Source organism: Streptomyces sp. 8N114 (genome assembly GCF_052245835.1).
GTDB lineage: Bacteria > Actinomycetota > Actinomycetes > Streptomycetales > Streptomycetaceae > Streptomyces.
Genome location: NZ_JBQQBT010000009.1, coordinates 86,380 through 107,026, shown reverse-complemented (window position 1 = coordinate 107,026; position 20,647 = coordinate 86,380). Strand labels below are relative to the sequence as shown.

The following is a 20,647-nucleotide window of genomic DNA, read 5'->3' as shown; positions in this document are numbered from 1 at the left end:
GCGTTCCTGTGCGGTCGCGAGGACGGTGTGGAGAAAACGTGCGGAACTCAGAACTCAGTGGTGGAGACGACGTAGACGCGGGGCCTGCTCTTGAATGTCGTGTCCACGGTGATCGCCAGGTCGGGCTTGCTCTTGGGCTGCTCGATACGGGCGCTCCGGTAGTGGCTCCGGGGCTCGTCGAAGCGCCAGCCGACCTCCCTGGCGTATTTGCCGCTGATGGCGATCTCGCCCTTCTCCAGCTCGGATTTACCGGTGCCGATGTCGCCGAGGAACTCATTGAGCCGCTTGGGGCTGGTACGGAACTGCACCCACATCGTGCTCTTCTGCCAAGCGTTCGCCTCGTAGAAGGCCACCCGGGTCGCCGAGACCGGCACCGGGACGTTGTAGATCCGCTGACTGGCCTTGGGGGGCCGGGCGTAGGTGAGGCTCGTGGCGGCTGCCGCGCGCTCCTTGTCCTTGCCGCTGGAGCGGCTCTGGAACGCGGACTGCACCAGGTAGCCGCTCGGCAGTGCGATGAGCAGCACCACGATCGCCAGGACGGCGAGGCGGTGGCGTGGCCGGTGCGGGGGGCGCCGGCGGGGTTCGGCGGGCTCGTGGGGGCGTGGGCTGTCGTCCGTGTGCGGCATGGCGCTGGGCGTCTCAGAGGGTGTGGTGGATGTCGTCACGGCGGGCGTCGCGGCCCTGGTCACTGGCCGACGGCCCGGCGCAGGTTGTCCGCCGCCCGCTCGTAGCGCTCGTAGCGCTCCAGCCGGCGGCGGTTGGCGCGCCGGAAGCGGCGGGCAACCAGCCGGGCGAGGTCCGCGGCACCGACCATACCGGCCTCGGGACCCAGCTGTGCCTTCACGATGCGGGCCTCGGGGCGGTAGCCGCGTCCCGTCAGCTGGCGTCTGAACGCCTCTCTGGCGGGCTCGATCAGCAGTTCGTCGGCCGCGCTGACCCCGCCGCCGATCACGAAGCAGGACGGGTCCAGTGCCGCGGCGAGGTTGGCCAGGCCGACCCCCAGCCAGGAGCCGATCTCGTGGAACAGCTCCGTGCACATGGCGTCGCCGGAGCGGGCGAGCTCCGTGATGAGCGGGCCTGTGATGTCGCCGACCTGGCCGCCCACCCGGTCGATGATCCCGTAGGCGACGGGCGACTCCGCAGCCGCCAGCTCCCGGGCCTCGCGCACCAGCGCGTTCCCCGAGCTGTACTGCTCCCAGCACCCTCTGTTGCCGCACGGGCACCGGTGGCCACCGGGCACCACCTGCATATGGCCGAACTCACCGGCCACCCCGTACTTGCCGCGCTTGACCCGGCCGTCCTCCAGGATGGCCCCGCCGATGCCGGTGCCCAGCGTGATCATCACCAGGTGGTCCTCGCCGCGTCCCGCGCCGAACCGCCACTCGCCCCAGGCCGCGCTGTTCGCGTCGTTGTCGACCATGACCGGGACGGCCAGCCGGGCCGTGAGCGCGTCCTTGAGGGGTTCGTCACGCCAGGCGAGGTGCGGCGCGAACAGCACCCGGGAGCGGTCCGCGTCGATCCAGCCCGCCGCGCCGATGCCGACGGCGTGCACGTCGTGCCGGTCCGAGAGGTCGAGGACCAGCTCGGCGATGGTGTCCTCGACCACCTTGGGGCTCTTGGACTTCTCCGGCGTCTCGGCGCGGACCTTCTCCAGAATCGTTCCGTCGGCATCGACGACGCCGGCCATGACCTTGGTGCCGCCGATGTCGATGCCGACGGTGGGAACGCGGGGAGCCGACAGGTGGGAGCGCCGCTCGCGGGTGCTGACGGTCCGCAGAACGCTGGGGCTGGGGCCCGTCCGCCGTCGGTAGACCCTGTCTGCTCGCTGAAAGCTGTCCGCGTTCAAGAGTGGTCGTCTCTCTGGGAGGGGTCCTACGGGCGCGCCCGATTCTGCCAGGGATCAACCGTACGTCGTCCGGCGCACAAGTGCTGGGGGTCCGTCCCTTTACGGACCCCGGACCCCGGACCCGGGACCCCGCCCCTCAGCCGCGCTCCAGCTCATGGCTGAGCTCCTCCAGCTCCGAGCCGCCCGCCATCTGCCGCACCAGCTCCGCCAGCTCCAGCTCGGCCTTCTCATAGGCCCCGGCCATGGCGCCGCGCTTGAGCAGCACGAACCGGTCCCCTACGAGATAGGCGTGGTGCGGATTGTGAGTGATCAGTACGACACCCAGCCCGGCGTCCCGCGCGGCGGCGACGTACTTGAGCACCACACCGCTCTGCTTCACGCCGAGTGCGGCCGTCGGCTCGTCCAGCACCAGCACCTTCGCCCCGAAGTGCACGGCGCGCGCGATGGCGACGGACTGCCGCTCACCGCCCGAGAGCGTCCCGATCGGCTGGTCGACGTCGCGCAGGTCGATCCCCATCCGCAGCAGCTCGCTGTGGGTGGTGCGCCGCATGTGCTGGACGTCGAGCCGGCGCAGCGGCCCGCGCCCGATCACCGGCTCGGAGCCGAGGAAGAAGTTCCGCCACACGGGCATCAGCGGAACGACGGCGAGGTCCTGGTAGACGGTGGCGATCCCACGGTCCAGCGCCTCGCGCGGGGAGGCGAGGCGAGTCTCCTCGCCCTGGATGCGGAAGGTGCCGCCGTCGTGCTGGTGCAGTCCCGAGATGATCTTGATGAGGGTGGACTTGCCCGCGCCGTTGTCGCCGAGCACACAGGTGATCTCGCCGGGCCGCACCTGGAGGGAGATGCCCTCCAGGGCACGGATGTTGCCGTAGTACTTGCTGACGTCGCTCAGCTCGACAAGGGCCTCGGCGTCCACCGCCTGCGCGGCACTCGTCCCGGCGCTCGTCTTGGCGCTCGTCTTGGCACTCTTCCCGCTCATCGGGTCGCCTCCGCCCGCTTCCGGATCCACGCGTTCAGCAGCGTCGCGAGCAGCAGCATCGCGCCGAGGAAGAACTTGAACCAGTCCGGGTCCCACTGCGCGTAGATGATGCCCTTGTTGGCCATGCCGAAGATGAGGGCGCCCACGGCGGCGCCGACGGCGGAGCCGTAGCCGCCCGTCAGCAGACAGCCGCCGATGACGGCCGCGGCAATGTAGATCAGCTCGTTGCCGACGCCCTCGCCCGACTGGACCGTGTCGTAGTTGAACAGCAGATGCTGGCCGGAGATCCAGGCGGCGAACGCGACGCCCAGATACAGGCCGATCTTCGTACGGGCGACCGGGACACCGACCGCGCGGGCCGCGTCCACCCCGCCGCCGACCGCGAAGATCCAGTTGCCGGCGTTGGTGCGCAGCAGGATCCAGGTGGCGACGGCCACCAGCAACAGCCACCACAGGACAGTGATCTGGATGTCGACGCTGCCGACGTCGAGCGTGGAGGCGAAGACGGCGTGGGCCGAGTCGAAGCCCTCCATATCGCTGATGGTCTTGGTGGTGACCTTCCCGCTGATCAGCTTGGTGAGGCCGAGGTTGAGGCCCGTCAGCATCAGGAAGGTGCCCAGCGTGATGATGAAGCTGGGCAGTTTCGTCCGGGTGAGCATGAAGCCGTTGAAGAACCCGAGCGCCAGCGTGACCAGCAGCGAGACCCCAACGCCCACCCAGGTGTTGGCCGTCATCTGGTAGCTGAACATCGAGGAGGCCAGCGCCGAGGACGTCACCATCACACCGGTCGACAGGTCGAACTCCCCGCCGATCATCAGCAGCGCCACCGGCACCGCCATGATGCCCAGCGTGGAGGAGAAGTAGAGCACCGTGGAGAGGCTGGAGGGGTGCAGGAAACTGTCGGCGACCAGCGCGAAGAAGACGAACAGCGCGATGGCGCCCACCACGGCGCCCAACTCCGGGCGTCGCAGCAGCCGTACCAGCAACGGCCGGTGCACCAGCCGCTCGTCGACCTTCTCCGGGAGCGGGGCGGCGTCCTGGGGCTCCGCGGAGCCGGCCGTGCCGCCCTGGTCACCCTGATCGCCCTGGTCGCCGGGCTGGTTGTCCTGGTTGCCGGGCTGGGTCGTGACCGTCATCGGGTCCCCCGCTTCGTCAGCTCCTCCAGCTTGCCGGCGTCCTTCTTGGTGAGGATCTGCGGCCCGGTGAGCACGGGCTTGCCGCCGCCGAGCATGTCGGCGTTGTAGCGGTAGAGCCAGAGCAGGTCGACGGCCTCGTACCCCTGCATGTAGGGCTGCTGGTCGACGGCGAAGCCGATCGTGCCGTCCTTGAGCCCGGCCGCGACCTTGTCGTTGAGGTCGAAGGTGTCGATCTCGGCCTTGCTGCCGACGTTCTTCTTGGCCTGCGCCGCGGTGGCCGCGAAGGGCGCGCCGAGCGTGACGACGGCGTCGACCTTCTTGTCCGACTGGAGCTTGGCCTCCACCGACGACTGCACGCCCGGCATGTTGGTGCCGTCCACGAACAGGGGCTTGACCTTGCCGTCGAAGGTCTTCTCGACGCCGTCGCAGCGCTGCTCGTGGCCGACGTTGCCCTGCTCGTGGACGAGGCAGATGGCCTTCTTCTTCCCCCGCTTGTTCAGCTCCCGGCCGACGGCCTCGCCCGCCAGCACCTCGTCCTGGCCGATATGGGTCAGGGCGCCGAAGTCCTGCGAGACCTCCTGGCCGGAGTTGATGGTGATGACCGGAATGCCCGCCTTGACGGCCTTCTTGACCACGCTCTTCAGGGCGTCCGGCTTGGCGAGGGTGACGATCAGGCCGTCCACCTTCTTGTCGATCGCCGTCTGGACGAGCTGCGCCTGCTTGCCGGCTTCCTTGTCGTGCGAGTAGAGGAACTCGATGTTGTCCTTGGCGGCGGCCTGCTTCGCGCCGCTCTGCACGATGTCCCAGTAGGTGTCGCCGTCGCCGGAGTGCGTGACCATGGCGATCTTCCAGCGCGGGGTGGTGACGTTGGCCTTGCCGGAGGCCGCGTTCTCCCGCGCCTCCTCGGCCCGCTTGCCGCCGGTGCTGCTGCATCCGGCGAGCGCACCCGCCGCGACGATCGTCGCCGCCACCGCGGCCCCGGCCGCGCGTATGGATCTGCGGGACGGACGGGACCTTCGCCGGGACCTCTGCACGCTGGCCACCTGTTCTGCTCTCTCGGTACGGATATGTAGACGGTCACCGTCGGGAATCGCCCTGGACCTTCGCCCAAGTATCCGCCACGGTGGCCGGAAACCGTCCGACGGGTCCGCTCCCGCCCGACCTGCCCCGGATTTGTAGCGGCGAGTGGGGTGACCGTCAACGGGACCGGCGCCAGGCTCTCTCACACTCACAGGACACCTCTCACGGAACACCTCTCAGGACATCAGGGACGTCGGGTCGTCAGGGACATCGGGTCGTCAAGGGCGCACCAGCAGCTGGAAGTCGAAGGAGTAGCGGGAGGCGCGGTAGAGGTGCGAGCCGTACTCGACGGCCCGCCCCGTGTCGTCGTACGTCGTGCGCTGCATGGTCAGCAGCGGAGCGCCCTCGACCTCCCCCAACAGTTCCGCCTCGGCCGAGTCGGCGACCCGCGCGCCCACGGTCTGCCGGGCGGAGTGCAGCGTCACCCCGGCCCCGCGCATCAGCCGGTATAGCCCCGTCGTCTCCAGCTCGCGCTGCCCCGGGGAGAGCAGGTCGACCGGCAGATGGTTGCGCATATGGGCCATCGGTTCGCCGTGGGCCAGCCGCAGCCGCTCCACCAGCAGCACCTCGGTGCCCTCCGGCACCGCCAGCGCGGCGGCGACCTCGGCCGTCGCCTCCTCCACGGCCTGCCGCAGCACCCGGGTTGCCGGGCGCTGGCCGGCCGCCTCCAGGTCGTCGTAGAGACTGCTCAGCTCCATGGGCCGCTTGACCTGGCTGTGTACGACCTGTGTGCCGATGCCGCGGCGGCGCACCAGCAGCCCCTTGTCGACGAGGGACTGGATGGCCTGCCGGACCGTGGGACGGGACAGCCCGAGGCGGCCCGCCAGTTCGATCTCGTTCCCCAGCAGGCTGCCCGGTGCCAGTCTTCCCCGCTCGATGGCGCTCTCGAGTTGCTGGGAGAGCTGGAAGTAGAGCGGGACAGGACTGGAACGGTCCACACTGAGCTGGAGGTCCACCGGATCATTCTTGGCCACGGAGGGGAGCGTAGTGCTCTTCCGTTCCACCGGGAACCGTACATTCGATTGTCAGGACGAAAAGACAAAACGTTGACAGCGCCGAGTGCGGCGCGCCAGCGTAGGGCCATGCGCATCGGACTCATCGGCACCGGCCGGATCGGAACCCTGCACGCACGCACGCTCAGCGCCCATCCTGAGGTCACCGAGCTGGTGGTCACGGATGCGGACGCGATGCGCGCCGTCGAGGTCGCCGCCGCGCTCGACGCCACCTCGGTGCCAAGTGTCGCCGAGCTGTTCTCGCTGGACATCCACGCCGTGGTCATCGCCTCGGCGACCGCCTCGCACGCCGAGCTGATCCGCGCGGCGGCCCGGCGCGGACTCCCCACCTTCTGCGAGAAGCCCATCGCGCTGGACCTGGCGGGCACCCGCGAAGCGCTCGCGCAAGTGGAGGCTGCGGGCACCCTGTTGCAGATCGGCTTCATGCGGCGCTTCGACGCCGGATACGCCGCAGCGCGGGAGGCTGTGCAGGCCGGGCGGCTGGGACGGCTGCACACCGTTCGGGCCCTCACCTCGGACCCGGCGCCGCCGCCCGCCGAGTACCTGCCGCACTCGGGAGGGCTCTACCGGGACTGTCTCGTCCACGACTTCGACGCGGTGCGCTGGGTGACCGGCCGGGAGGTCGTGTCCGTCTACGCGGCCGGCTCCGCCGCGGGACCCGCCATGTTCGCGGAGGCGGGCGACGTGGACACCGCCGCCGCGCTCCTCACCCTGGACGACGGCACCCTGTGCACGGCCACCGCCACGCGGATCAACGGGGCCGGCTACGACGTGCGGATGGAGCTCGCAGGTGAGCTGGACCAGTTCGCCGTCGGCCTGGACGCACGCACGCCCCTCACCTCGCTGGAGCCGACAGCGCCTTGGGCCCCGGACAAGCCCTGGCCCGGCTTCCTCGACCGGTTCGGCCCTGCCTACGAGGCGGAGATCGCCGCCTTCATCCGCGCCCTCCGCGGAGAGATCCCCAACCCCTGCGACGGTCAGGAGGCTCTCGCGGCCCTCCTGACCGCGGAAGCCTGTGAGCTGTCGCGCGCAACGGGCACCCCGGTAGACCCCAGCACCTTGCAGACCAGCCCGACCAGATGATCCCGCCCGGGGGGCCGCCACGGTGATTACGGGGTGACGGGGGGGTGGGCTACAGCGGCTTCACCATGAAGAGGCAGGCGTCGGCCACCCGATGAGCCACCCCCGCCCCGTCCTCGTAGCTCCAGCAGTCCAGATACGGCACGGAAGCGTGATAGCCGAGCCGGCGGTACAGCGCTTTGGCGCGCGGATTGTTCTTCTCGACCCCGAGACCGATGACCCGGCACCCCCGGTCCGCGGCAAGCCGCTCGGCCTCGCGGATGAGGGCGGTGCCGATGCCCTCCGAGCGCAGCGTCTCGGGCCAGATGCCGAGCCCGTTCACCTCGGGGCAGTCAGGGTGTACCGCCCGCACTTCCGGCGCCGCGCACCCCTCCCAGCGGACCTCGCAGCTTCCGACCGGGCGGCGGTCCCGCCAGGCGACGAGAAAGGTGGCACGGCCCTCCCGGTGCCGCGCGTAACGAGCCTCATGGTGCGAGGTCGCCTCGCGGGAAGGCATGTGCTGGTCGAGCAGGTCGAGGTCTTCTTCCCGGCACTGACTGATCCGCATGCCAGTAGCCTACGAGCCGGTCCAGACCACATCGCCGGGCTTCACAACACGTTTCCCGTCCGACACCTCACCCTGCACCTGACCCGCCACCAACCCCCGGCAGCGGTTCACCCACCCCGCTCATCCACCCCGCGCCGGCCGGCTCAACCGAAGCGCACCGGCAGACTCGTCACCCCACGCAGCAGCGTTCCCTCCCGCCACCTCAGCGCCGCGGGGTGGGCGTCGAGCTCCAGCGAGGCGGTACGTTCCAGCAGCATCTCGAAGGCGATCCGCGCCTCCAGGCGGGCCAGCGGGGCGCCCAGGCAGAAGTGGATGCCGTGGCCGAAGGCGAGGTGACCACGTGCCTCGCGGCGGATGTCGAAGCGGTCCCCGTCGGGGAAGCGCTCCAGATCGCGGTCGGCGTCGCCCAGCACCGGCAGTACAAGCTGACCGTCCCCGGGGATCAGGGTGCCGCCGATCTCGACCGGCTCCAGCGTGAAGCGGAAGGTGGACACCTCGACCGGACCGTCGTAGCGCAGCATCTCCTCGACGGCCCCCGGCAGCAGCGCCGGGTCGGCACGCAGCGCGGCGAGCTGGTCGGGGTGGCGCAGCAGCGCGAGGGTGCCGTTGGCGATGAGCCCCACGGTGGTCTCGTATCCGGCAATCAGCAACAGCCAGGCCATGCCGAGCAGTTCGTCGGTGGAGAGCCGGTCGCCGTCCTCGTCGCTGGTTCGGATCAGGGTGCTCAGCAGATCGTCGCCCGGCTGCGCGCGCTGCCGCTCCAGCAGCTGGGCCAGATAGCCGGCCAGCGCCTGCACGGATTCCTTTCTCTCCTGCTCCGGCGCGGCGCTCAGCGCGTGGTCGGACCATGCGCCGAAGCGCTCCCGGTCCAGGTCGGGCACGCCCAGCAGTTCGCAGATCACCGCGATCGGGAGCGGGAAGGCCAGGGATGCGACCAGGTCGGCCCGCCCGTCGGGGCTCGCCAGCATGGCGTCCAGCAGTCCTGCGGTCAGCTCCCGGATACGCGGTTCCAGCGCGGCGATACGGCGCGGGGTGAACTCCCTCGATACCAGCTTGCGCAGCCGGGTGTGGTCGGGCGGGTCGCTGATCAGCATGTGGGTGCCGGGAGCGACCACGAGGCCCCCGGCGTCCGGGGAGGCGTTCGCCCAGCTCTTGGAGAGGCGTTCGTCGGTGAGCGCGGCGCGCGCCGCCTCGTGGCCGACCACCAGCCAGGCGAGCGCCCCTTCCGAGGTCCGGACGTGGTGTACGGGGCCACGTCGGCGCAGCGCTGCGTAGACGGGGTAGGGGTCGCGGACGAAGTCGTCCCCCAGCGCGGCGAGATCGACGATTCCGTCGGTGTCCGGGCTCGGTTCCAGCACGCTCTGTTCAGCCATACGGTGAGCGTAGGAGCCGGTGCCCGGTACTTCACCGGTGCGTTTTCGGCCAAGGGCGGGAACCCCTTCGCTCCCTGCTCAGCCGTGGCTGCCCTTGCTCTCCCCCGGCACCGCGTCCTCCAGCCGCTGGAGAAGGTCGGTGACCCGCTTGGCGACCGTCTCGCGGTCCTCGCCCTCGGTGAGCGCGGAACCCATACCGCAGGCGACGGCGCCCGCCGCGATCCACTCGGGCGCCGCCTCGACGGTGACTCCGCCGGTGGGCAGCACGGGGGCCTGCGGCAGCGCAGCGCGTACGTCCCGCAGCCAGCCGGGCCCGTACTGCGAGGCGGGGAAGAGCTTGAGCCCGTCGGCGCCCAGCTCCAAAGCGCGGACCATTTCGGTGGGGGTGGTGATCCCGGGGAAGACGGGCACGCCGTAGCGGTGTCCGGTGCGTATGACCTCCTCGTCGAGACTGGGTGAGACGAGGAAGCGGGCGCCCGCGTCGACGGCGAGCCGGGCCGAGGCACTGTCGAGCACGGTGCCCGCGCCGATCACCGAGTCGTCGCCGGTCTCGCGGCGCAGTGTGCTGATCGCGTCCAGTGCGTACGGGGTGGTCAGCGAGATCTCCAGGCTGGTGAGCCCCGCGCCGAGCAGGATGTCGGCCGTCGCGGTGGCCTTCTCGTAGCTGTCCGCGCGGACGATGGCGAAGACGCGCTGTTCCAGCGCCGCTCTGGTGATCTCCCAGCGGTACACGGCAGTTCGCCGCCTCTCTTGATCTGTCGGATGGGGCCGGGGCCTTGCCGTACCGGGCTGTACTGGGTGCGGTCAGTGCAGTCAGCGGTGCACCGGGTCGATGCCCCGGGTGAACGCCTCGAGTGCGCGGTCGCGCGCTGCGGCCGTGGGAAGTCCGTCGATGTCGCCGGGGGCCTGGATGACGAGTGCGGCCACGCAGGCCGCCTCGGCGAGCGCCTGCTGGTGGTCGAGTCCGCGCAGCCGCGCGGAGAGCCAGCCCGCCGCGAACGCGTCGCCGGCGCCCACCGGGTCGACGACGGGCACCTCGAACGGCGGCTGCCGCCACTGGCCTTCGGCGGTGTGCGCGACGGCGCTGTGGTCGCGGTGCTTGACGACGACGGTGCCGGCACGGCCGAGCGTCAGCAGGGCCTTGGCTCCCTCGTCGGGGCCCGCGCCCAGCAGCAGTTCCAGCTCGTCCTCGCCCGCGAGCACGAGATCGGCCTCGCGCAGCAGCGGGCCGACGCGCCGGATCCACTCGTGCTCGGTGCCCAGTTTGCGGCGGACGTTGGGGTCGAAGGAGACGGTGGCGCCGGTCTGCCGGGCGCCTTCGATCAGGGCGCGGGTGGCCTGCTCGGCGTCGTCGGAGAGCATCGCTGTGATGCCGGTGACGTGTACGAGCCGTACTCCCGCGAGGGCTTCGGGGGTGATCTGCGCGGGGCTGAGCAGGGAGGCGGCCGACCCCGAGCGGTAGTACTGCACATCGATGGCGCGGTGCGGATGGCTGTCGCGCAGCAGGAGGCCGGTCGGCCACTCGGGGTCCATCTCGGCGCAGGAGACGTCGACGCCGTCGGCACGCAGCTCCCGCAGCACGGCCTCACCGGCCGGGTCGTCCCCGACGCGGCCGATCCAGCGGGCCCAGTGGCCCAACCTGGCAAGCCCCGCTGCGACGTTGGACTCGGCGCCCGCCACGGAACGCCTGAACTGCGTCGCACGTTCCAGTGGGAGGCCGGGCTCGGCGAGCATCAGCAGCATGGCCTCACCGCAGGTAACCGCCTCCGGGCCGTTTCTCACCGGTAACTCCCCATATCTACCGCCCACGCATCACTCTCTGTGGGGAAACGTTACCCGTTTACGCCGGGTAAGCCACCCCCGGGGGCTGGACACCTGGGGTAAGGGCTGAACGTTACCCGCAAAGCGGCGACCGTCGTCCCATTACGGGACAACCGCCGCCTGATCGTTTTCAGTTGCGGAGGCCGTTCCTCGAACGGGAACCCCGCGAAGGGAGCAACCAGACGCAAGCGTGCTCCGCGGCTTTGCCGCGGAGCACGCTCGGTGTGGGGGCTCGGGCTGTCGGCCCGGTCAGAGGCCCGGTCAGCAGGTGTAGTCGATCAGGTCGAAGGACTCGTAGTGGTCGGCCGTGTAGTAGTCCTCCTGGTCCTTCTCGCCGGTGACGATGCGGCGCGCGCCGCGGTCGTCGGAGCCAGGAGTCTTGACGGTGTACTCGTGGTAGTAGCCCTGCTCCTGGTCCGGCAGGATGCCTTCGCGGTTCTGGAAGACGGTGCCGTCCTGGGGGTAGGGGTAGGGACCGCCCTGCTCGATGAGGTCGAGGGTGTCGTGGGCTTCGGCCGGGAGCTTCGACTCACAGATGTCGCCGACCGCGGTGATCTGCGGTGCCGCGACCGCGGACTGCGCCACCGGCGCAGCGGTCGCGGAGGCGGCGGTGAGGGCGGGGCCACCGACGAACATCGCGGCGGCAAGGGCTCCGACGGCACCGATACGGCTAAGACGTGGGGGGAATCTCATGCCACCCTATGGTGACGCGCGTAGATGGCATGTCAATGCCAAGTCACGGAATTTTGCCGGTCGTTCACGCCTCCGTGAACCGGAGAACCGGAGGGGCCGCGGTGCGGCGCGGCCCCTCCGGAACCGATGACGTCAGCTCAACTCGGCGTGGCGGGCCCGCAGTCGGCGGGTGCCCTCGTCGGTGAGGGAGCCGTGCAGGCGCAGGCGGGCCACCGCACCGTCCGGGTAGATGTCCATCCGCACATGGGTGACCGGCGGTGCGTCGGTCAGCAGGAAGCGGTGGATGGTGTCGGGCTGGAGCCGGGTGCGGGGCAGGAGTTCGGTCCACTCCCCCGTCTCGCCGTCCTTCCCCACGAGGGCCACCCAGCCCGCGGCGTTGCCCCGGTAGCAGGCGGTGTCGACCTCGACGGCACGGATGCGGCCCTGCCCGGCGAGTACGTAGCTGACCCAGTCGTGGCCCTTGTCGCGGCGGCGGCGGGTCTCCCAGCCCTCGTCCATCTTCTGCGAACGGCCCGGCAGGATGCTGTTGACCGGCGGCGAGAAGAAGCGGTCCGAGGCGTCCTCGGCCAGCCCGCCGTTCTCCAGCGCCACCAGGTCGAAGGTGCCCAGCGCGGTCAGCCACTCGGGGTCGGCCACCACCTCGCCGTACACCCGCAGCCGGGCGATGCCGCCGTCGGGGTACTGGCGCAGCCGCAGGTGGGTGAAGCGGCGCTCCTCGGTGACGACGAAGCCGTTGGCCGCGTGGCCGCCGACGGGGGTACGGGGGACGAGCGTCGTCCACTTCACGTCGTCGGCCAGCAGCTCCTCGGGGGAGGGTGCGCCGGGTACGGAGGTGGCCTCGACGGAGACGGACGGCGGGTAGTTGCCGCGGAAGTGCGCGGTGTCCACGACCAGGCCGCGGATCACGCCGGGGGCGCCGAGTTTGACCAGCGCCCAGTCGTGCTCGTCGTCGGTCGGGTGCGGGGTCCCGCCGGAGGCCCCGCGGCGGCGGCGGGTCTCCCAGCCGTCCATGACCTTGCCCTTGTGCTGGAAGGCGTGCGGGTGGAACTCGGCGCGCTCGGGGTTGAGCAGGTTCTCCCGCTCGGCGAAGAACTCGTCGTTGGCGGCGATGACAGTGGCGCCCAGCCTGCGGTCGGCCAGGTCCGGGAGGTGGGCGAAGGGGAACCCGGCCTGCGGCGCGCGGTAGTCGGCGTAGGTGTCGCCGCCCTGATAGGGCTCGGCGTCGCCGGTGTAGCTGGGTATACCTGCGGTCTGCGCCGCTGTCATGCGGTCTTCCTTTCGATGAGTCGTCCGGTCTTGCCGGTGGGAACCCCGTGGTCGGCGACGCGTTCGCCGCGCAGCCACGCGGAGCGGACGACGCCGTGCAGGGTCTTGCCCGCGTAGGCGGTCACCTGGTTGCGGTGGTGGAGGCGGGCCGGGTCCACGGTGAAGGTCTCCTCGGGAGCGAGGACCGCGAAGTCGGCGTCGAAGCCCGGCGCGATGGCGCCCTTGCCCTGGAGCCCGGCCAGCCGCGCCGGCGCCTCCGCCATCCAGCGGGCGACGTCGGTGAGGGGCAGCCCGCGGCGGCGAGCCTCGGTCCAGACGGCGGGCAGACCGAGCTGGAGGGAGGAGATCCCGCCCCATGCGGTGCCGAAGTCGGGCGTCTTCAGGTCGGTGGTGCAGGGCGAGTGGTCGGAGACGACGCAGTCGAGGGTGCCGTCGGCCAGGCCCTGCCACAGCGCGTCCCGGTTCTCCTGCTCCCGGATGGGCGGGCAGCATTTGAACTCGGTGGCGCCGTCGGGGACTTCCTCGGCGGTGAGGGTGAGGAAGTGCGGGCAGGTCTCGGCGGTGATACGGAGCCCGTCGGCGCGGGCCTTGGCCAGTACCGGCAGCGCGTCACTGGAGGAGAGGTGCAGTACGTGCACGCGGGTGCCGTGCGCGGCGGCCAGCTCGATCAGCAGGGCGATGGCATCGTTCTCGGCCGACCGGGGGCGGGAGGCGAGGAAGTCGGCGTAGGCGGGGCCGCCCATCTGCGGCGCCGCGGCGAGCCGCCCCGGGTCCTCGGCGTGCACGATCAGCAGTCCGTCGAAGGAGGCGATCTCCGCCATGGCGGCGGACAGCTGCGCACGGTCGAGCTCGGGGAACTCGTCCACCCCGGAAGGGGAGAGGAAGCACTTGAAGCCGAAGACGCCCGCCTCGTGCAGGGGCCGCAGCTCGGCGACGTTCCCGGGGATGGCGCCGCCCCAGAAGCCGACGTCCACGTGTGCCTTGGGCCCGGCGACCTCGCGCTTGATGCGCAGATTCTCGGCGGTGGTGGTCGGCGGGAGGGAGTTGAGCGGCATGTCGACGAGCGTGGTGATGCCGCCCGCCGCCGCGGCGCGGGTGGCCGTCCAGAAGCCCTCCCACTCGGCGCGGCCCGGATCGTTGACGTGGACGTGGGTGTCGACCAGGCCGGGCAGCAGCGCGTCCTCGCCGACATCCTCCAGAGCCGCCCCGGGTGGCAGCTCCGCGTCGTACGCCAATACCGCCTCGATCCGGCCTGCACCGTCGACCGTGACGGTTGCCGGTCGCTCTCCTTCGGGGGTGAGGACGCGCCGTGAGCGCAGGACGAGCCGCACGTCGGACACAACCGACCTCCTTCAGCTCTGCGAGCTTTCCAGCTCCATCAGCCCTTTCAACTTTCTGTTGAAAGGTTCGGCTGCATCGAATCTTCGTGCGCCCGGGAGAGCCAGTCAAGGGTTCACCCCTGGAGAACTCCACAAAATGAAACTAAGCTTTCGCCATACAGAAGAAAATCGGCGCGACACAGAGCGCCTCGCAAGGCGCGCGACCAGCAGGAAAGACGCAGCAGGAAACCGGCGTCCGCGCCGGGGCGTGTACGAGTAGGGCGAACTCTCGGGAGACAGTCCCTGGGCCCCCCGCCCTCGATACCATGCGCCTGACCGCAGGCCAGGAAAGGAACGCGACGTGCCGCCGTCCGCAGAGCACACAACCACCCCCCAGGCTGCCACAGCCCCTGCCGCATCCGGCGGGGTGCAGTCCCTCGAGCGGGCCTTCGACCTGCTGGAGCGGATGGCCGACGCCGGGGGCGAGGTCGGGCTCAGCGAGCTCTCGGCCGCCAGCGGGCTGCCGCTGCCCACCATCCACCGGCTGATGCGCACCCTCGTCTCCTGCGGTTACGTACGCCAGCAGCCCAACCGCCGCTACGCGCTCGGCCCCCGCCTCATCCGGCTCGGCGAGAGCGCGGCCCGGCTGCTGGGCACCTGGGCCCGCCCCTACCTGGCCCGGCTCGTCGAGGAGACCGGCGAGACGGCGAACATGGCGCTGCTCGACGGCGACGAGATCGTCTACGTCGCGCAGGTGCCCTCCCGGCACTCGATGCGGATGTTCACCGAGGTCGGCCGCCGGGTGCTGCCGCACTCCACGGGAGTGGGCAAGGCACTGCTCGCGCATACCCCGGACGACCAGGTCCGCGCGCTGCTCAGCCGGACCGGTATGCCCGCCGCCACCGAGAAGACGATCACCACCCCGGAGGGCTTCCTGGAGGCGCTCGCGCACGTACGCGAGGCGGGGTACGCCACCGACGACAACGAGCAGGAGATCGGCGTGCGCTGCATCGCCGTCTCCGTGCCCGACTCCCCCACCGCCGCCGCGATCTCCATCTCCGGCCCGGCCGGCCGCGTCACCGATGCGGCCACGGACAAGTTCGTCCCCCTCATGCACGAGGTCGCCGCCGACTTGTCGGCGGCGCTTGCCACCGGCGCCCAGTAACCGAACGCGCTTGTTGCGGCGCCTCTTCCGTGCTCCGGGGAGGGGGTGCCCCTGCCCGGAGCGTGCGGGCTGCGGCTTGTGTTGTGGCTGGTGGGGGTACCTCCCGGCCGGAGTCCCCCAGCCTCCGGCCGGGAGGTACCCCCAGGGGGAGCAGTTCCCCGCGCCCCTTACGGGGCGCGTCCACGCCCTGGCCGCGATGTCCGGGATCAGCCCTCTGAGGGGACCGCGTTGCGCCAGACCGTGACGTCGAGCTTGACGTAGTCGCTGGGATCTCCCGCTGGGGCGTGGCCGCGGTAGGTGACCAGGGCGAGGTGCCCGGAGCTCGTCTGGAGACAGAGCCGGGAGCCGGGCGCGAGCCGGCTCAGTTTGACCTCATCGGTGAACCTCGTCTCGGCACGGCACGCCTTGAGTGTGCCCTTCTGCGCGTTGTTGAGGAGGGCGAGCTTGCCATTGGGCTCGTCGATGCCGAGGTGCCCACCGCCGACGTTGATGTTCTGGTACGTCAGCTCCGAGACCACCCCGCCGCTTCCCAGCTTCCGGGGCTTGAGCGGTTTGTCGGCCATGGCCAGGAAGTAGCCTTCCGGCAGGTTGATGCCCTTGTTCACCGCGGGCTTGGGGTTCGGCTTCTTCCCGCCCTTGCCCGCCGCCTGGGAGCCGCCCGAGGAGCTGTCGGAGCCGGAGTCCTTGTCGCTTCCGATCAGATAGGCGCTGCCCCAGAAGAGCACGATCACCCCCACGACCACGGCCGCGATCGTCTTGCCCCGGTCCCATCTGCGGCGCGGCGGCAGCTGGCGCGGGTGGACCGGTCCGTACGGGCCTGCCGGGCCCGCCGGGCCGTGCTGGAAGTGACCGACCGGCCGGTATGCGCCCCCGGGCGGCGGCGTGGGGTGCTGCGGGCCCACCGGCCGGGCCGCCATGGTGGGCGCCGCGGCGAGCGGCGGCGCCGGGGGCGGGGTCTGCGGCCCGGCCGACTGGGGCGAGGGCGGCACCTGAGCGGTCAGCGGGGCCGTTCCGGCGCCGCCCTCGGGCCCCGAGACCTGGGTCGCGGGCCGGGTCGGGCCCGGTCCCTCAGCGGTCTGAGTGGGGGTCTGCGCCGGTGCGGGCGCCGCCGCGCGGTGGGAGATGTCCGCGGCCACGGCGGACGGCAGCCAGTCCCCGGGGCGCCGCAGCTGGGTGTCGCCGGAGGCCGTCTGGCACATCCGCAGGATGTCATCGAGCCCCGGCCGGTCCTCCGGTGCCTTGGCCAGACAGCGGGTGACCAGTTCGCGCAGCTCTTGCGGGACCCCGTCCAGTGCCGGCTCGGCGTGGACGATCCGGTAGAGCACACCGTGCGAGGTGCCCTCGCCGAACGCCGGGGTGCCCTGCGCCGCGTACGCCGCGATCTGGCCCAGCGCGAAGATGTCGGTGGCCCCGGTGATCCGCTGCCCCTCCGCCTGTTCGGGCGCCATGAACGAGGGGGTGCCGATGGTGACCCCGCTGCTGGTCAGCGAAGTGGCGTCGGCGGCACGGGCGATGCCGAAGTCGATGACGCGCGGCCCGTCGTCCGCGAGCAGCACATTGGAGGGCTTCAGATCCCGGTGGACGATGCCCGCCTTGTGGATGACCTGGAGGGCCTCGGCGATCCCGGCGACCAGGAACAGCACGGTGACCACCGGCAGCGGTCCGTTCGCGGCGACCGCCTCGGCGACCGAGGGACCGGGCACGTAGGCGGTGGCCAGCCAGGGATGCGGGCCCTCCGTGTCGGCGTCGATCACCGGCGCGGTGTAGAGGCCCTGCACCCGCTCGGCAGCCCGAACCTCCTGCTGGAAACGGCGCCGGAACTCCGGATCCTCACCGAACTCGGGACGGATCACCTTGATGGCGACGGGACGCCCGCCCGGGGTGTAGGAGAGGTAGACCTTGCCCATCCCGCCCGCACCGAGCCGGGCCGCCAGCCGGTACCCGGCGACCGACGTGGGATCGTCCTCCGCGAGTGGAGTGAAGATTTCCGCTGCCGCTCCGTCAGTCATGAACCGGTGCCCCCGATATCGTCGTCGCCCGTCAGGACGACCAGACAGTACCGGGAAGCGATCAGCTCGTCGGGCGCGGGCCGGTACCGAAGAGCTCAACGGCCTCACGGACGCCGGCGAGCGACAGCGCGAGGGCGCTCACCGAGCCGACGGCGGCGACGAGCAGCAACAGCGAGTGCCGCAGCTCTTCCGCCGAGGGTGCTCCGGAGCGGACCGATGCGGCAAGTGCCTCCAACTCCCGCTCGGCCTCGCGGCGGTCACGCAGCTCGGCGGGGTGCGCGTCGAGCGCGCGCCGCATCCGGTGCACGGCGCGGCCCAGCGCTTCGATGCGCGGGTCGGCACCGGTGTCGTACCCGGCGGCCACCGTCCGCCGTTGCCCCACTGTCTCGCTTCGCACGTTCTCCCCCCACATGGGATGTCCCGCGCCGCGGAGCGCGGGATTACCGCTTTCCTCCAAGGAGTTGGCGCTCCTGTCGGAGATTCCGACAGTAAACGCCACTCTACGCGTGTGGCGCCACACGGAATGCGAGATTTCAGGGTGCCTTTACGATGATCGTCCCCAAGGATGAAGGTTGGCCTCCCCCTTACGTGCGATATCCATGGACGTATGGCGCAGAGGGAACAGACATCCGAGGGCTACGCGCGTGGTACGGCCCCCCGTGTGGCCGGGCTGCTGCTGGCCGCCGGCGGCGGGCGGCGACTGGGGGGCCGCCCCAAGGCTCTGCTGCGGTATGCGGAGCGACCACTCGTGGAGCATGCGGTGCGCATCCTGCGGGAGGGCGGATGCACGCCGGTATACGTCGTCCTGGGCGCGGCTGCTGAGCAGGTACGGGAGACCGCGCGGCTGCCCGGCTGCGTACTGGTCGACAACCCGGACTGGGCTGAGGGGATGGGGAGTTCGCTGCGAGCCGGGCTGGAGGCCGTCTCCGGCGCGGAGGCCGTCCTGGTGTCCCTGGTGGACCAGCCCGGCATCGGTGCGGAGGCCGTGGCCAGGGTGCGGGCGGCGTACCGCTCCCCCGCCACCCTCGCCGCCGCGACGTACGACGGGCGCCGCGGCCACCCCGTGCTGCTGGGCACCGCGCACTGGGAGGGTGTCGCCCGCAGCGCACAGGCGGATGCGGGGGCGCGCGGCTATCTGCGCGAGCGGCGCGGCGAGTTGACGCTCGTCGAGTGCGCGGACATCGCCGACCCCGCCGACATCGACACCCCGGAGGACCTCCACCGACTGCGGTAGGCGCCGGAGGGAGCCGGGTTCACGGATGGCGTGGGGTGGCACCCGAGGACAGTGGAAGGGGCGGTTCCGGGGGTGGATCGGCGTGAGAGATATCTCGACGTCAACAAACTCTTGAAGTTCCACTATGAGGAAACTAATCTCCACTGATCAGAAGCACCTTCCTGTCCCGATGGTGCTCATGCCCGCGTTCCGCGCGCCCGGCGCGGCACGCGGCACCCGGTGCCGCCTCGCGCCGCACATCGCCCGGCGGCCGCAGATCACCGCTCGTCGAAGGAGTGACCCACCATGTCCGCACCAGCGCCCTCCCCGCTGGAAATCGTCGGCGTCGACCCCGGGCAGCGGCCCGAGAGGCAGGACGAGGTTCTGACCGGTGCCGCGCTCGAGTTCGTCGCCGCACTGCACCGCAGGTTCACCCCGCGCCGGGACGAGCTGCTCACGCGCCGTGCCGAGAAGCGCGCCGAGATCGCGCGTACGAGCACGCTGGACTTCCTCCCGGAGACCGCACATGTGCGGGAGGGCGACTGGAAGGTGGCCGACTGCCCGCCCGCGCTGCTGGACCGCAGGGTCGAGATCACCGGACCCACCGACCGGAAGATGACGATCAACGCCCTCAACTCCGGCGCGAAGGTGTGGCTCGCCGACTTCGAGGACGCCTCGGCGCCCACCTGGGAGAACGTGATCGGCGGCCAGCTCAATCTGACCGACGCCTACGAGCGGCGCATCGACTTCACCGACGAGCGCACCGGCAAGAGCTACGCGCTGCGCCCCGCCGAGGAGCTGGCCACGGTCGTGGTCCGGCCGCGCGGCTGGCACATGGACGAGCGGCACCTGGTCTGCGACGGGAAGCCGGTGCCCGGCGCGCTGGTCGACTTCGGGCTCTACTTCTTCCACAACGCGCAGCGGCTGCTCGCCCTGGGCAAGGGCCCGTACTTCTATCTGCCCAAGACCGAGTCGCACCGGGAAGCGCGGCTGTGGAACGAGGTGTTCGTCTTCGCGCAGGACTACTGCGGCATCCCGCAGGGCACCGTCCGCGCCACCGTCCTGATCGAGACGATCACCGCGGCCTACGAGATGGAGGAGATCCTCTATGAGCTGCGCGACCATGCCGCCGGGCTGAACGCGGGCCGCTGGGACTACCTCTTCTCCATCGTCAAGAACTTCCGTGACGCGGGCTCCCGTTTCGTGCTGCCCGACCGCAACGCGGTGACGATGACCGCACCGTTCATGCGCGCCTACACCGAGCTGCTGGTGCGCACCTGCCACAAGCGCGGCGCCCACGCCATCGGCGGCATGGCCGCGTTCATCCCGTCCCGTAAGGACGCGAAGGTCAACGAGGTCGCCTTCGAGAAGGTCCGGGCCGACAAGGACCGGGAGGCCCGGGACGGCTTCGACGGCTCCTGGGTGGCGCACCCGGACCTGGTGCCCGTCGCCAAGGCGTCGTTCGACGCCGTACTGGGCGAGCGTCCGAACCAGAAGGGGCGGCTGCGCGAGGACGTCGACGTCAAGGCCGCCGACCTGATCGCCGTCGACTCGCTGGAGGCCCGTCCGACCTTCGAGGGCCTGCGCAACGCCGTCCAGGTGGGCATCCGCTACATCGAGGCGTGGCTGCGCGGCCTGGGCGCGGTGGCCATCTTCAACCTGATGGAGGACGCGGCGACGGCGGAGATCTCCCGCTCCCAGATCTGGCAGTGGATCAACGCGGGCGTCGTCCTGGACACCGGTCAGCAGGTCACCGCCGAGCTGGCGCGGCAGGTCGCGGCCGACGAACTCGCGGCGATCCGCGAGGAGATCGGCGAGGACGCCTTCGCGGCGGGCCGCTGGCAGGAGGCCCACGACCTGCTGCTGCGAGTGGCTCTCGACGAGACGTACGAGGACTTCCTGACCACTCCGGCGTACGAGCAGCTGCGCGGCTGAGCCGACGGGCGGTGACGGAGCGGCCCTCTGTCACCGCCCGTACCCGGCAAGGGGGCTGCGCCTAGTAAGGGGCGCGGGGAACTGCTCCCCCTGGGGGTACCTCCCGGTCGGAGGCTGGGGGACTCCGGCCGGGAGGTGCCCCCACGAGCCACACCGAACCCGCAGCCCCCAA

The 20,647-nt window shown here is 71.0% G+C and carries 19 protein-coding genes; 4 read left to right on the top strand and 15 right to left on the bottom strand.

Going from position 1 to position 20,647, the window contains the following annotated elements; translation table 11 throughout:
* Positions 1-47: 47 nt before the first annotated feature.
* From ACTWQF_RS20655 to ACTWQF_RS20630, 6 genes are all read right to left on the bottom strand, one after another.
* Positions 48-626 carry a hypothetical protein gene (locus ACTWQF_RS20655; RefSeq protein ID WP_443281071.1) on the bottom strand — a complete coding sequence of 193 codons (579 nt, stop codon included), beginning with the start codon at positions 624-626 and terminating at the stop codon, positions 48-50.
* A gap of 59 nt (positions 627-685) precedes the next feature.
* Positions 686-1,777 (bottom strand): ROK family glucokinase, encoded by a 1,092-nt coding sequence (locus ACTWQF_RS20650; protein ID WP_443249083.1) that lies wholly within the window; start codon positions 1,775-1,777, stop codon positions 686-688.
* Positions 1,778-1,982: 205 nt separating this feature from the next.
* Entirely contained in the window at positions 1,983-2,825 is an 843-nt protein-coding gene (locus ACTWQF_RS20645) for an ATP-binding cassette domain-containing protein (protein WP_443281070.1), read from the bottom strand.
* The gene (locus ACTWQF_RS20640) at positions 2,822-3,961 is read right to left on the bottom strand and encodes an ABC transporter permease (protein ID WP_443281069.1); all 1,140 of its coding nucleotides are present in this window, start codon (positions 3,959-3,961) and stop codon (positions 2,822-2,824) included. Before ACTWQF_RS20640 ends, ACTWQF_RS20645 begins: the two co-directional genes overlap by 4 nt.
* Positions 3,958-4,953, bottom strand: coding sequence for a sugar ABC transporter substrate-binding protein (locus ACTWQF_RS20635; protein ID WP_443281234.1), 996 nt, complete (start codon positions 4,951-4,953; stop codon positions 3,958-3,960). The genes ACTWQF_RS20640 and ACTWQF_RS20635 overlap by 4 nt, the downstream gene beginning before the upstream one ends.
* Before the next feature lie 306 nt (positions 4,954-5,259).
* A complete protein-coding gene (locus ACTWQF_RS20630) occupies positions 5,260-5,979 on the bottom strand; it encodes a GntR family transcriptional regulator (protein ID WP_443281233.1) in 720 nt (239 codons plus the stop codon).
* Positions 5,980-6,123: 144 nt separating this feature from the next.
* On the opposite strand from ACTWQF_RS20630, the gene ACTWQF_RS20625 reads away from it, so the two are divergent.
* On the top strand, positions 6,124-7,137 hold the full coding sequence (locus tag ACTWQF_RS20625; protein WP_443281067.1) for a Gfo/Idh/MocA family protein: 1,014 nt from the start codon (positions 6,124-6,126) through the stop codon (positions 7,135-7,137).
* A gap of 49 nt (positions 7,138-7,186) precedes the next feature.
* Here the strand turns inward: ACTWQF_RS20625 and ACTWQF_RS20620 are convergent, their stop codons facing one another.
* The 7 genes from ACTWQF_RS20620 to allB form a co-directional block, all read right to left on the bottom strand.
* Positions 7,187-7,681: a GNAT family N-acetyltransferase gene (locus ACTWQF_RS20620; protein WP_443281066.1), complete on the bottom strand. Its 495-nt coding sequence runs from the start codon at positions 7,679-7,681 to the stop codon at positions 7,187-7,189.
* Positions 7,682-7,824: 143 nt separating this feature from the next.
* A complete protein-coding gene (locus ACTWQF_RS20615; protein ID WP_443281065.1) occupies positions 7,825-9,054 on the bottom strand; it encodes a cytochrome P450 family protein in 1,230 nt (409 codons plus the stop codon).
* 78 nt (positions 9,055-9,132) lie between these two features.
* Positions 9,133-9,786 (bottom strand): bifunctional 4-hydroxy-2-oxoglutarate aldolase/2-dehydro-3-deoxy-phosphogluconate aldolase, encoded by a 654-nt coding sequence (locus ACTWQF_RS20610; protein WP_443281064.1) that lies wholly within the window; start codon positions 9,784-9,786, stop codon positions 9,133-9,135.
* Between the two features lie 81 nt (positions 9,787-9,867).
* A complete protein-coding gene (locus ACTWQF_RS20605) occupies positions 9,868-10,797 on the bottom strand; it encodes a sugar kinase (protein ID WP_443281232.1) in 930 nt (309 codons plus the stop codon).
* 339 nt (positions 10,798-11,136) lie between these two features.
* The gene (locus ACTWQF_RS20600; RefSeq protein ID WP_443281063.1) at positions 11,137-11,568 is read right to left on the bottom strand and encodes a ribonuclease domain-containing protein; all 432 of its coding nucleotides are present in this window, start codon (positions 11,566-11,568) and stop codon (positions 11,137-11,139) included.
* 132 nt (positions 11,569-11,700) lie between these two features.
* Positions 11,701-12,834, bottom strand: coding sequence for an allantoicase (alc, locus tag ACTWQF_RS20595; RefSeq protein WP_443281062.1), 1,134 nt, complete (start codon positions 12,832-12,834; stop codon positions 11,701-11,703).
* On the bottom strand, positions 12,831-14,174 hold the full coding sequence (gene allB / locus ACTWQF_RS20590; protein WP_443281061.1) for an allantoinase AllB: 1,344 nt from the start codon (positions 14,172-14,174) through the stop codon (positions 12,831-12,833). Before allB ends, alc begins: the two co-directional genes overlap by 4 nt.
* Positions 14,175-14,514: 340 nt before the next feature.
* On the opposite strand from allB, the gene ACTWQF_RS20585 reads away from it, so the two are divergent.
* Entirely contained in the window at positions 14,515-15,318 is an 804-nt protein-coding gene (locus ACTWQF_RS20585; protein ID WP_443281060.1) for an IclR family transcriptional regulator, read from the top strand.
* Between the two features lie 206 nt (positions 15,319-15,524).
* Here the strand turns inward: ACTWQF_RS20585 and ACTWQF_RS20580 are convergent, their stop codons facing one another.
* Positions 15,525-17,327, bottom strand: a complete 1,803-nt coding sequence (locus ACTWQF_RS20580; protein ID WP_443281059.1) for a serine/threonine-protein kinase — start codon at positions 17,325-17,327, stop codon at positions 15,525-15,527.
* A 61-nt stretch (positions 17,328-17,388) separates the two neighbouring features.
* Entirely contained in the window at positions 17,389-17,724 is a 336-nt protein-coding gene (locus ACTWQF_RS20575) for a DUF5955 family protein (protein ID WP_443281058.1), read from the bottom strand.
* A 210-nt stretch (positions 17,725-17,934) separates the two neighbouring features.
* Between ACTWQF_RS20575 and ACTWQF_RS20570 the strand changes: the two genes are divergently transcribed.
* Together ACTWQF_RS20570 and aceB are read left to right on the top strand one after the other, a co-directional pair.
* On the top strand, positions 17,935-18,561 hold the full coding sequence (locus ACTWQF_RS20570) for a nucleotidyltransferase family protein (RefSeq protein ID WP_443281057.1): 627 nt from the start codon (positions 17,935-17,937) through the stop codon (positions 18,559-18,561).
* Positions 18,562-18,846: 285 nt separating this feature from the next.
* Positions 18,847-20,475, top strand: coding sequence for a malate synthase A (gene aceB / locus ACTWQF_RS20565; RefSeq protein WP_443281056.1), 1,629 nt, complete (start codon positions 18,847-18,849; stop codon positions 20,473-20,475).
* The last annotated feature ends 172 nt before the right edge of the window (positions 20,476-20,647 follow it).

Coding starts and splice junctions, on each gene's coding strand:
- ACTWQF_RS20640 (WP_443281069.1), bottom strand. CDS start 3,961: ATGACGGTCACGACCCAGCCCGGCAACCAGGACAACCAGCCCGGCGAC.
- aceB (WP_443281056.1), top strand. CDS start 18,847: ATGTCCGCACCAGCGCCCTCCCCGCTGGAAATCGTCGGCGTCGACCCC.
- alc (WP_443281062.1), bottom strand. CDS start 12,834: ATGACAGCGGCGCAGACCGCAGGTATACCCAGCTACACCGGCGACGCC.
- ACTWQF_RS20655 (WP_443281071.1), bottom strand. CDS start 626: ATGCCGCACACGGACGACAGCCCACGCCCCCACGAGCCCGCCGAACCC.
- ACTWQF_RS20600 (WP_443281063.1), bottom strand. CDS start 11,568: ATGAGATTCCCCCCACGTCTTAGCCGTATCGGTGCCGTCGGAGCCCTT.
- ACTWQF_RS20645 (WP_443281070.1), bottom strand. CDS start 2,825: ATGAGCGGGAAGAGTGCCAAGACGAGCGCCAAGACGAGCGCCGGGACG.
- ACTWQF_RS20615 (WP_443281065.1), bottom strand. CDS start 9,054: ATGGCTGAACAGAGCGTGCTGGAACCGAGCCCGGACACCGACGGAATC.
- ACTWQF_RS20625 (WP_443281067.1), top strand. CDS start 6,124: ATGCGCATCGGACTCATCGGCACCGGCCGGATCGGAACCCTGCACGCA.
- ACTWQF_RS20605 (WP_443281232.1), bottom strand. CDS start 10,797: ATGCTGCTGATGCTCGCCGAGCCCGGCCTCCCACTGGAACGTGCGACG.
- ACTWQF_RS20580 (WP_443281059.1), bottom strand. CDS start 17,327: ATGACTGACGGAGCGGCAGCGGAAATCTTCACTCCACTCGCGGAGGAC.
- ACTWQF_RS20620 (WP_443281066.1), bottom strand. CDS start 7,681: ATGCGGATCAGTCAGTGCCGGGAAGAAGACCTCGACCTGCTCGACCAG.
- ACTWQF_RS20570 (WP_443281057.1), top strand. CDS start 17,935: ATGGCGCAGAGGGAACAGACATCCGAGGGCTACGCGCGTGGTACGGCC.